This window comes from Citrobacter sp. Res13-Sevr-PEB04-36, from assembly GCF_015672735.1.
Lineage (GTDB): Bacteria > Pseudomonadota > Gammaproteobacteria > Enterobacterales > Enterobacteriaceae > Citrobacter.
On the sequence record NZ_JADABY010000071.1, the window covers coordinates 1 to 12,106 of the forward strand.

Annotated in this window: 7 protein-coding genes; 6 read left to right on the forward strand and 1 reads right to left on the reverse strand. The window is 51.4% G+C overall.

The features are described from left to right. The 6 genes from IMQ48_RS20790 to IMQ48_RS20815 form a co-directional block, all read left to right on the forward strand. Positions 1–1,142 (forward strand): MFS transporter (locus tag IMQ48_RS20790; protein WP_196210485.1); only part of this gene is annotated, 1,142 nt, incomplete at its 5' end. After that, complete coding sequence (locus tag IMQ48_RS20795) at positions 1,139–3,334, forward strand: alpha-galactosidase (protein ID WP_196210486.1); 2,196 nt, start codon at positions 1,139–1,141, stop codon at positions 3,332–3,334. The genes IMQ48_RS20790 and IMQ48_RS20795, both read left to right, overlap by 4 nt. Positions 3,335–3,412: 78 nt before the next feature. Continuing rightward, entirely contained in the window at positions 3,413–4,831 is a 1,419-nt protein-coding gene (locus tag IMQ48_RS20800) for an OprD family outer membrane porin (protein ID WP_230326503.1), read from the forward strand. Positions 4,832–4,854: 23 nt separating this feature from the next. Further along, positions 4,855–7,773 carry a hypothetical protein gene (locus IMQ48_RS20805; RefSeq protein WP_196210487.1) on the forward strand — a complete coding sequence of 973 codons (2,919 nt, stop codon included), beginning with the start codon at positions 4,855–4,857 and terminating at the stop codon, positions 7,771–7,773. A 15-nt stretch (positions 7,774–7,788) separates the two neighbouring features. Continuing rightward, positions 7,789–7,983 carry a ChiQ/YbfN family lipoprotein gene (gene chiQ, locus IMQ48_RS20810; RefSeq protein WP_196210488.1) on the forward strand — a complete coding sequence of 65 codons (195 nt, stop codon included), beginning with the start codon at positions 7,789–7,791 and terminating at the stop codon, positions 7,981–7,983. An 81-nt stretch (positions 7,984–8,064) separates the two neighbouring features. Beyond that, complete coding sequence (locus IMQ48_RS20815) at positions 8,065–11,208, forward strand: discoidin domain-containing protein (RefSeq protein WP_196210489.1); 3,144 nt, start codon at positions 8,065–8,067, stop codon at positions 11,206–11,208. Here the strand turns inward: IMQ48_RS20815 and hcaR are convergent. Beyond that, positions 11,182–12,081, reverse strand: coding sequence for a DNA-binding transcriptional regulator HcaR (hcaR, locus tag IMQ48_RS20820; protein ID WP_196210490.1), 900 nt, complete (start codon positions 12,079–12,081; stop codon positions 11,182–11,184). The genes IMQ48_RS20815 and hcaR overlap by 27 nt on opposite strands. Positions 12,082–12,106 lie beyond the last annotated feature (25 nt).

The following is a 12,106-nucleotide window of genomic DNA, read 5'->3' on the forward strand; positions in this document are numbered from 1 at the left end:
TCCTGGTAGACAACACTCATACAAAAATGGGTAAATTTCGTCCATGGATACTTGTAGGCAGTATTCTTGTTTCATTGACAACCGTAGCCTGTTTTATTAGCCCTGATTTTTCCGAGGCTGGGAAATTAGTTTACGCATATGCCACATATATATTATGGAGCGTTTGCTTCGCAGTTATTGATATTCCTTATTGGTCACTTTCGGCAGCTATTACGCAGGATCCAACCGAGCGCACAAAAGTCATTACCATCCCAAGAACCATTGCTACCTTTGGCTTTTTGACAGTCAGTGCCTCCACGTTATGGCTGGTAAAATTTGTTGGTAGCTGGTGGGGAGTATCGCTTATTTTCAGTGCCATTTTCCTGATTTGTATGTTAATAACGTTCTTTGGCGTGAAAGAAAAACATACCGTTCCGCGTAAAGAGAGGCAAAGTTTTAAAGGTTTCTGGACGCTATTGAAACAAAACCGCCCATTACGATATCTGTTAATCGGCATGTTTATGCTGGAACTTATCGGCATCATCCGTGGCACTTTTCAACTATATTTCTTTATTTATAATTTAAATGCTGAAGTCGCACTCGCGGCATTTCTGACGGTATCTCAAATTGCACAGGTTGCCGGTGCCATAGCCTCACCATTTATCTCAGCTAAAATAGGTAAAAAGAACACCGCAATTTATAGCAGTTTCTTAATGTCCCTTTCTTGTATGTGCCTGTTTTTCTTCCAGAGCAATATTCCGGTGATATTTATCATCGGTACATTAGCGCCCTTCTTCGGAGGCGTTGGTCAAATTGCGCTTTATTCGATGGTGGCAGACTGTGTCGAATATGGTGAATGGGTCAGCGGTAATCGTTCTGAAGGAATGGTTTTTTCTCTTAATATCTTCAAGACCAAGCTTTCCGGCGCAATCGGCGGAGCAATTGGTGGATTTTGTTTATCATGGGCCGGATATGTTCCGCATGCGATTCAAACACCACAAGCTGCGTTATGGATTGGATTATTCTTCACTTTAATCCCAGGCGTTCTCACTATATTAAGCCTATTTCCTCTGGCGAAATATGAAATTACGGAAAAACGCTTTTTCGAAATTCTCGATGATATTCACAACCGCAATAAAACAGCGCAGGAAGTGATGCCATGATTAGCTGGAACGAAAGCACACAGACTTTTCACCTACAAAATGGCAGCATTAGCTACGTGATGGCTATCGCCCATGGTCGTTATCTGACGCACGGCTATTGGGGCAAGCGGCTTAGCGCATGGAGTCAAGGGTACGACTATCCGGCGCAGGATCGTTCCTCATTTTCGCCAACGCCAGCCGGATGGCCAGACAGATCCTTTTCTCTGGATACCGCCCCTCAGGAATATCCAGGGCACGGTGCGGGAGATTATCGTGAGCCAGCCTTTGAGGTGCGCCATGCCGATGGGCATCAGGTCAGCAATCTACACTATGTTTCACACCGCATTGTCGCGGGTAAACCGGAGTTAACCGACCTGCCTGCCACTTGGGTGGAAGACGATAACGATGCCGAAACGTTGTTTATCACCCTTGCCGACCCGCTAACACAGTTGGAAGTTGAGCTGTGCTATACGATTTTCCGTCAGCATCCGGTCATCACCCGCGCCGCAATGCTAACCAATCGTTCGACACAGCCACTGCGTATACTGCGGGCTCTAAGCTGCGGCATTGATTTACCGGATGCCCGCTGGCAGCAGATCCAGTTTCCTGGGGCCTGGGCCCGCGAACGTCAGTGGCATCGTCAGCCGCTGAACCCCGGCATCAACGTTCTCGATAGCAAGCGTGGTGCCAGCAGCACCCATCAACAGCCATTCATTGGTCTAGTGCGTCCAGAAACCACCGAAATGCAGGGTGAAGCCTGCGGAATACATCTGGCTTATAGTGGCAACTTTACCGCTCGTACCGAAGTAGACGCCTACAGCCAGACTCGTCTGCTGCTGGGTATTAACCCACACGGCTTCGGCTGGCGGCTGGCATCGGGCGAACAGTTCCAGACGCCTGAAGCGATACTGGCCTGGAGCGATAAAGGCTTAAACGGCCTGTCGCAGGCGCTGCATGATCTGTATCGCGACAATCTGGCACGCGGACCACATCGCCACCAGTCTCGCCCCATCCTCGCGAATAACTGGGAGTCTACCTACTTTGATTTCAATGAGCAGAAGCTGCTGAAATTTGCCGCCAATGCTAAAGCACTGGGGGTGGAATTATTGATGCTGGACGACGGCTGGTTTGGCGAACGTAACGGGGATACCTCATCGTTAGGCGATTGGTTTGTTAACACGCAGAAATTTCCGCAAGGGCTAAGGCCGCTGATTGATAGCGTTCACGCGATGGAAATGAAGTTTGGCCTGTGGTTTGAGCCAGAGATGATCTCCCGACGCAGCGAGCTATTCAGCCAGCATCCAGACTGGATACTCAACGCGGGTGAGCAGCCTTTGTCCGAAGGTCGTAACCAATACATCCTGGATCTGGGGCGCGAAGAAGTACGCGACAATATTCTCACCCAAATGAGTGAGTTTCTTGCCAGCCATCCCATTGATTACATCAAGTGGGACATGAACCGCAATATGACCGAAGTCGGCTCCAGTACCGCACATCCGGCCTGCCAGCAGGAAACGGCCCACCGCTATATTCTCGGCGTTTACGCCCTGCTTGACGCGCTAACGACCCGTTTTCCGCATATTCTGTTTGAATGCTGCGCAGGCGGTGGCGGTCGATTTGACCCTGGTATGCTCTACTACATGCCACAGGCCTGGGTGAGCGATAACACCGATGCCGCTTCACGCGTGCATATTCAGTACTCTACCAGCCTGCTCTACCCGCCAATTATGCAGTGCGCCCACGTATCAGAGGTGCCCAATCACCAGATGGGCCGCAGCACAACCATGGATATGCGCGGTGCGGTAGCCATGAGCGGTAACTACGGCCTGATGCTGGACTTAATGCGCAGCGATAGCGAACGTGACAACGCGGTGAAACAGCAAATTGCCTTCTACAAGCAACATCGCAAACTATTGCAGTTCGGCACCTTCTGGCGGCTGCTCAGCCCGTGGGATAACGCCGATTTCGCCGCGTGGATGTTTGTTGCACCCGATCAAAGCGAAGCGTTAGTGATGGCTTTTTCTCTGGTCAGTCAGGCCTCCGCACCACTACGCCTGTTGCGTCTTGCCGGTCTGGATGAAAGTGCAAGTTATCGCATTGATGAGGGTGATAACCCGGTTGGCGGCGACGAGTTGCTGTATCGCGGGATGTGGATTAATCCGCCGCTAAGCCGCGACTACACCAGCCGCATCTGGCATCTGACGCGTATATAGTCATATAAAAATGTGGGGGCAATGCCCCCATCTAATAAAACAACCTTTTTATTCTTCGCTATGAAGAAGGACTTCCTCATGTCTAAAAACAATAATATTCCTCTGCTTAGTCTTATTAGTGTCGTTTTCATTTCACCTTTTTTTATTGATTCGGTACAGGCTGCTGGATTCTGGGATGACTCGCATTTAACCGGCGGGATCTATTATTCCCAACGCTATCGCGATAAACGCGATATGACACCGGGCAGCGCCACCTACGGCGATTATGTGGAAGACCTCCATCACGGCACCTTTAACGCCAACCTCGATTTTATTTCCGGCTACGCGGCTGATTTTATTGGTTTCGATGTGGCAGGTTTTGCCGCTGCCAACCTGGCGACCGGCAACGGCGCTCACCCAAACGAAATCAGTCTTAGCTCGGCCAATCAACGTTGGGGCGAAGACTGGTCCGGCGACAAGGGAGGTTTTAATCTCTACAAAGCCGCGATGAAACTAAAATATGACGATTACTGGATGCGCTCCGGTTATATCCAGCCATCCGGACAAACTCTATTAGCTGTGCACTGGGGCTTTGTTCCTGGCGCTTATCAGGGAAGCGAAGTTGGCGGTTCCTGGGATTTTGGAAAATATGGCGCACTCTCCAGTTCTTATTTATGGTCAGATAAATATAAAGCCCCGTGGTATACCGAAATGTATGAATTCCGCGCCGCCGATAATAAAACCAAAATCGACTACGTACAGGCGCTGGGGGTGAAATACGACTTTAAAAATAACCTGCTGCTGGAAGCATCATGGGCACAGGCTGAAGGTTTTATGGATCAGTATATGGGAAAAGTGTCTTACAGCTTCCCGGTTGCGGGCAATATGCTGCGCACCAGCTATCAGTTTTATGGCGCAAAAGATAAGGTGGGTGACGGCACGCCAGGCGCCTACGGTTCCATCAATGATGAATACTCCGGTCTGGCATGGTTACAGGGGGTCACTCTCGGTTATACCGTCGATACTCTGGACTTCCGTCTGGAAGCACAGACCGTTAAAGCGGAAGGTAATCAGGGCTTCTTCCTGCAACGTATTACCCCGGCTTACGCCAGCTCCAACGGTCGTCTGGATATCTGGTGGGACGCGGCTTCTGACTTTGACGCCAACGGAGAAACCTCTGCTTTCGCTGCTGTCACTTACGATCTGAAAAACTACGATCTCCCCGGCTGGGCCATCGGTGTCGGCTATGTTTACGGCTGGAACGCCAAGCCATGTACCAGTTGTACCGTTAACGGCGAACTGGCAGACCAGAACCAGAGTATCGACGAGTCCGCATGGACGCTTAACATCGCCCACACCGTGCAAACCGGTCGCCTCAAAGGAACGCTGTTTAACCTCCATTACATCGACTACGACAACCACGGCAGCAACCCGAATTACAGCAACGGCTACAACAACATGTTCCAGGATGAAATTGATATTAAATTCAACGTGATCGCACCGTTCACTATCTTCTAATCCGGACGCAAAGTGAGAATTCGATGAATAAACAACTGAAATGGGCCGGGCTACTGCTTGTCGCCCTGCTCCCCTGCGTCCACGCGGCGCAGTTCAGCCAGCAGGGTAATGAGATCACCGTTCAGCATGGTGATTATACGTTGCGTTATAACCTCAACGCGGGCGAAGGCGACATACTGTGGCGCGACACCCCGCTGGTTAGCGGTTTTCACAGCGAAGCGCAGCTACAAGGGTTGACGCTAAACAGTCAGCAGCCCAGCCAGCGCACGCCCGAATGGCAAACCGTAAACGACAGACGCTGGGGTCAGGGTAACAAGCTGGTGCTGACCGCCCGCTTCGCCGATGGACGCACGCTGACCAACGATTTCTGGTTCTTCGATAATCAACCCTGGTTACTCAGCGACATGGCCGTCTCCGCACCAACGCCGCTGACAGTCACCCAGCTCACGCCAATTACCGCTGCCTTTGCGGATATCGGCGAGGGTCACGATAAACGCATTTACACCACGCCCTACACCAACAATTTTGACTTTGGCGTCGCTCCGGTTGACCGATTTGGCCTGAGCCAGAACGGCACTGACCGGTTCGCCAACCCACAGGAACCGATGGTGAAGTTCAATGGCATCAGCCACTGGGTAACGGCGCTGTTTGATAACGACAATCGCCACGGTCTGGTGGCCGGGGCGGCGACGGTACAGAAATGGAAAAGCAGCCAGCAACTGGGCGAAGCGATACGTGCCAATGCGCCGTTAAGTCACTTTGCGCTATACAACTGGGGTGGCGAGCAGCGCGGCACGCAAGTTGCCTCCGATATGTTTTTTATCGGCTACTTCTCCGATTACCGCGACGGGCTGGAGACCTACGGCACCGTCTACAATCAAGGCGAACCAAGGATGCACTGGCAGGGCAAGGTGCCGGTGGGCTTTAACGCCTTCTATTCCCACGACAGCTACGGCAAAGCCCGCGATATGTACGCCATGACTGACTACATCGCCCAGCACCTCAAACCGCTCGGTTATGAATACATCAATATGGACGGCGGTTTTCAGCCTGATGGCTATCCGCAAGGAATGACCACCTTCACCAACAACGTGCACCAGAAAGGGCTTAAGGCGGGCGGTTACCTGACGCCTTTTGCCATCTATGAAAACTGGCTGGATCTGCCGGTCGATAATACGGGATATACCCACCGGGACGCCTGCCTGAAAGATAAAGACGGCAAGCTTATCAAAACCTATCTCGGCAGCTATGCGCTGGATATGTCGCACCCGGCGGCGCAGTACATTGTGCGGCGCAATATCAAAAACTATATCGACTGGGGCTTTGACTATATCAAACTCGATTTTCTCGATATGGGGCTGTATGAAGGCCAGCACCATGACCCACACGTGAACGGCATTCAAAACTACCGCCTCGGGATGCAGATTATGCGTGACGAGGTATTAAAAGCCGGCCGGCCAATATTCCTTGATGCGTCAATTTCCCCTTTGCTACCCGCCGCGTTTACCCAAGGCCGACGTGCCGCCTGTGACACTTCGCTGGGGGTGGCTGACTATAGCGGTATCGAACGCCAGGCGTTTAATAGCGCGCTGTCCTGGTGGAGCAACGGCACGTTGTACCGTTACAACGATGCGGATATGTTTGTGCCGGAACAGTTGCTACAGGGCGATGCCCGTTCCGGACAGCGTGCTGCGCTACGCCTGGCAACCGCTGTAGCGATGGATGGTGGGCACTGGCTGGTGGGCGATAATCTGCCGTTTGTCGATGAAGACCGCAGCGCGTGGCTGGAGAATAAATCGCTGCTGACGCTGGCGTCCAGTGGCATCGCTGCCCGTCCGCTTAAGCTAAATAACGTTTATCATCAGGGTGAACATAGCCCGGAAGTACTGGTACAGCGGGCAAGCGATAGCAGTGTCTATGTCGCTTTCACCAACTGGAGCGATACAGAAAAAGCATGGCAATTGTCAGCGTCTGAGTTAGGGCTGACAGGTCAGGCACCATGGCAGGTCAGTAGCCTGTACGATGGCGTACGCTGGCAGCAAAAAACCGCCGATATTCATTATCAGCTCGCGGCGGGCGAGACGGCGATCCTGCACTTTAGCCACGCCACGCAGCCCGATATTTCGTTGCCGCGTAATCTGGCTAAAGGGCTGACGCTGAGTACAGGGGAGAACAACTTTACCTTAACCTTCCCGCGACCTACCCGCCTGAATCAGTTGGTTATTCAGGAACCTGCGCCGTTCGTCATACGTAACTACACGCTGTCATGGTCTGACGGGACGCAGTGGTATCCGTTGAGCCGGGGATATTTAGTTGGTGATAATCGCACCCTTGCCTTCTCTGCGGTCAATGCCACCCAGATCCGCCTGAGCTATCTGGCTCACAAGGGCAAAGTGAAGGTGCCACAGCTCAAGGCCTATCACGCTGTCTCAGCGGTACCGTCGATGCATATTGTGAACGATAGCCCTCAGACCGGAGAGAAGCGCTTTGATCTGCAAGGGCCAAATCAGCTAATGCAGACCTTCACCCTCAACCACTCCTCGTTGCCAAAAATTGACTTCTGGCTGTTCGAAAACTACGTCAACGCGGTGCCAGGCGATAATTTCCGGGTGCAAATTGTGCAACTTGATGCGCACGGTACAGCGGAGAAAACGCTGTTCAGCGCTTCCCTCCCACCGTTTAACCTGCCTGCTGAGCCAGCTATTTTTTCACTGTGGCCACGATTGACGGGGCTTGATACTCACAAACAGTACGCCATGATATTCAGCTCACAGGACTCCTCGCCCAGCGATACGATTGGCACAAACAGCTACGGCACGCTCAGCAGCAACAAGGCACACGACACCGGTGGCATGCTTCGCCGTACTTCCGATGGAGGCAAAAACTGGCAAGACGATCCTTCGCAAGCTCTGTTATTCACCCTTTATCGCAGTGAAAAATAACAATAGGGATAGATCATGAAAAAGTACCTACCGATATTCGTCGCCCTCTTCCTTGCTGGATGTGCCAGTTCATCGCCTGCGCCGCAGACGCACAGCAACGATGACCCCCTCTCTCCCATGGCGTATCAGGAGTGCATCCAGGCGGCAATGACCGGCAACGGTCAGGCATACAATGAAAAATGCGACAAGATACTAAAAGAAACTCGCTAAATGACCTGCAAAAGGCGGTATTTATCCAGGGGATAAAAGCCGCCTTCTTTCCAGATGAGTTCAACCCACGAAGGAAAAAATATGCTGCTACATGATGGAAAGACAGTAAATCTACAGGGCGAGTGGCGCGTTAAAATAGACCCTCAGGATACTGGAATCGATGATAAATGGTTCGAAAACCGCTTAGACATTACTGGCTTTCGCATTCCCGGTACCTGTGCTGAACACAAACTGGGCGAGCATCACGTACTCGCACCAGGCCTAACGAAAGAAGCCGTACAATGCCTGAGAACTGAATATACGTACCAAGGGGCGGTCTGGTATCAAACGGATATTTGCCTGACAGACAGCCATGTCGATAAGCACATTATTTTGTTTCTCGAACGCATTATGGGTGAAACACAGCTGTGGATCGATGGTGTTCACGTGGGTCGCCAGGATAGCCTCTCGATCCCGCATGAATTTGATATCACTCGCTATATCAGCGAAGGAAAAACGCAGCAGATTACGCTGAGAATCGACAATCGAGATATCCAGAATATCGGCGATTGGCCCAGCGCTCGCACCGATCAAACGCAAACTATCTGGAACGGCATGGTCGGTAAAGTTGAGCTACAAATTCAGGACCGCCATCGTCTGAATCATCTGCTGGTGACCATGGATAGCCAAAGCCGTCAGACACAAATTCGCATCGGCAAAGAGCTGGTCATTGCTGGCTGGCAGAATATCATGCTCACTTTGACCCTTCGCGAACTGGGTGGCCGCGTCGTTCAGCAAGAAGTCCAATCTCTACAGACTAAGCCCGATCAACCAACGATTACCCTCAATTTTTTACTCGCCGACCACGTCATATTGTGGGACGAATTTACACCACAGCAGTATAGATTAGCGGTTGAAATTCAGAACCTCGCTGACGTATCTTCCGTCAGCGCCGTAGTAGAAAAAACAACCGGATTCCGTCAACTCAACAGCCGCGATGGCGTGTTAAAAATTAACGGTACCCCCCGTTTCTTACGCGGCAATATCGACTGCTGTATATATCCACTTACCGGCTATCCGCCAACAACGGAAACTGAATGGACACAGGTGTTCAAGCAGTTGAAAAACCATGGACTTAACCACGTCCGCTTTCACTCCTGGTGCCCGCCCGAGGCGGCCTTTATCTGCGCTGACCGCGAAGGACTCTATCTTCAGGTTGAAGGTCCGGTATGGATGGATAACTGGATGGATTTTCCGGTCGGTAAACATCCCGAACATTACCACTGGCTTCCCGAAGAGGCAGAACGAATTATCAGTACATGGTCCATTCACCCTTCATTTTGTATTTTCAGTAATGGCAACGAATTAAACGGTGATTTTCAGCTTTTGCGTGACATCGTGCAGCGGCTAAAAAACATTCAGCCCCAGATCCTCTATACCCTCACCAGCAACTGGGATCGTACGGTCGCAGAAGAGGACGATCTCTTCATCACCCAATCATCAGCGGGAATAGGGGTTCGCGGGCAATATTTTCTCGACCAACTGGCAGAAACCACCACGCTGAATTTTTCGACCGGGATCCAGGCCCAGCAGATACCGGTGATTTCTCACGAGGTGGGACAATACGTTGTTTACCCTAACGTGGCCGAAATTCCCCATTATACGGGCTGTTTAACGCCAGTGAATTTGCAGCGTATTCGTGATGACCTCGAGCAAAAAAATCTGCTGCCGTACCTTAATGACTTTGTTCACTCATCCGGCAAGCTGGCTTTGTTACTGTATAAAATGGAAATAGAAGCCGCACTGCGCACCCGAAATATGGGTGGCATACAGTTGCTGAGTCTGCATGATTTTCCGGGGCAGAGTACCGCAACCGTCGGTCTTCTTGACGCGTTTTATGCCAGTAAAAATATTGTCCCCGCAGAAACCTTCCGCTATTTTTGCTGTGAAACCGTACCACTAGTGATGATGCCCACGCTGTTCTATACCAACAATGATGATTTTGTCGCGGAGGTACAAATTGCTCATTATGGCGCAGAGCCGCTTCATCAGGTGACGCTACAAGTACATATTATTGGTGAAAATCAACAGGTACTGTTTACCCAGGACATCTATATTGACGAAGTGCCCCTCGGGCTGCTGAAGCAGCCGCTGACGATTTATGCTACCCCTTTCAGTCAAGTCACAGGAAGGCAGGCGCTGCAGGTCAAAGCTGAAATTCGTGACACTCCTTACCAAAATCAATGGGATATTTGGGTCTATGGCAAGACTGAATCAACCTCACTGCCAGCATCAATAAATCTGTGTAATGAATGGTCTGAAGCCGTAGAGGCGCGTTTGCAGAATGGGGACAATATCCTGCTGCTGCCCACGCCAAATCAGGTGGCGCAGCTTGCAACCAGCACCTGGTTCCCGGTCTTCTGGAGCCCGGTACATTTTGCCAGTAAAGATCCCTGTGGGATGGTCATTGATAATCAACACCCGTTGTTTAGCCGCTATTTCCCTTGTGAAAACTATGCGACTCTAGAATGGAAATCATTGCTGGAAAATAGCTTTGCGATGAATATTGATTCACTGGAATGCTGCGCTCCCTTAACGCTACTGACGCCTAACTTTTTCCATAATCACAAAAGCACTAACCTCTTCGAATGCCGGGTGGGACAGGGTCGGCTGATGGTCTGTACGCTAAATATTGAGGCCAATTCACCTAATGGCGTTAGCGAGCAGCTAAAAAATGCGCTTTACCGTTATCTGGCCTCTGCTGACTTCATGCCATGCGCCCAACTAGGTATTGCGGAAATTCGCGCGCTGTTCACGACGGCTAACCCTGACGAGGAAGCCAAAACGGATCTGGCCTTAGGGCAACCCGCACATACCGATAGTATGAAGTCAATGAACTATGGGCCTTTACGCGGCAATGACGGCAACCCATCAACATCATGGATCGCCGCCGACGCCGAGGCGGGACATTATTGGCAGGTGGATTTCGGCAGCGTTTTGCCCGTCACGTCCAGCAAAATTGTTTTCAACGAAAACGCCGTTTACGCCTATGTCATCCAGAGTTCACTGGACGGCGAAAGATGGGACGTCGTGGTGAATAAAACCCATCAGGTTACGGCCCAACAGACACACGAGGATGAGTTCGACGTAGAAACGCGCTTTCTGCGAATCGTCTATCAAGGATTAACCAACGGCATCTGGGCCGGACATCGCCAGTTTTCAGCCTACGGCCTCAACCGGCGCTAGCTGGCTACGCTGCGCCAGCTCAATAAAATCCCTTAGGGCGGGCTTCAACTCGCCCTTTTTCCAGGCCATTAGCAACGCGATGGTCGGTACATCACCGGCAATAGGGCGAAAAACCACCTGGCCGGTATTAAAATTATTCATATAACCGGGTATCAAAGTCACCCCCAGCCCCATACCAACCAGGTTCATAGTCACCAGAATATTGGTGGCGACCTGCACAATATTGGGTTGGCTTTCCTGCTGTTGAAACCACGCTTTGACAATCTTCGCCAACGCGCCGGAATAGGCCGGATCGGTACTGACAAACTTCACGCCGTTCAGCTGCTGGGCTGAAATCGTTTTCTCGCTGGCTAACGGGTGGTTAACCGGCAGTACCACGACCAGCGGTTCATGAATCAGTTCCAGATAGTCGAGTTCCGGGCTGTAAATCGGATGGCGCATTAAGCCAACATCCAGCTCGCCGCGCAGGATTTTCTCTTCCTGCTCAGTGGTTATCAGGCTCACCAGTTCAATATGCGTGTCCGGTTGTTTTAAACGAAACAGCGGCAGAACCTTCGGCAGCAGATTCACCTCCGCGGAAGGGACAAACCCAATTGAGAAATGACGGTCTTCCTGCACCGCCTTACGGGCGCGAATTTTGGCATTTTCCGCCTGTTCAAGGATCGCCTGCGCATCCTGCAAAAAGCATTCCCCTGCTGCCGTCAGCGCGACTTTGCGTTTATCCCGCACCAGCAGCGTCACCCCGATGCAGGCTTCCAGATCGCGGATCTGGCTGCTTAACGACGGCTGAGAGGTATGCAACTTCTCTGCCGCACGGGTGAAATTCAGCGCCTGCGCCACCGCGACGAAATAGCGTAAGTGCCTCAGTTCCATACCCTGCTCCTTGTTATCGAAAAAA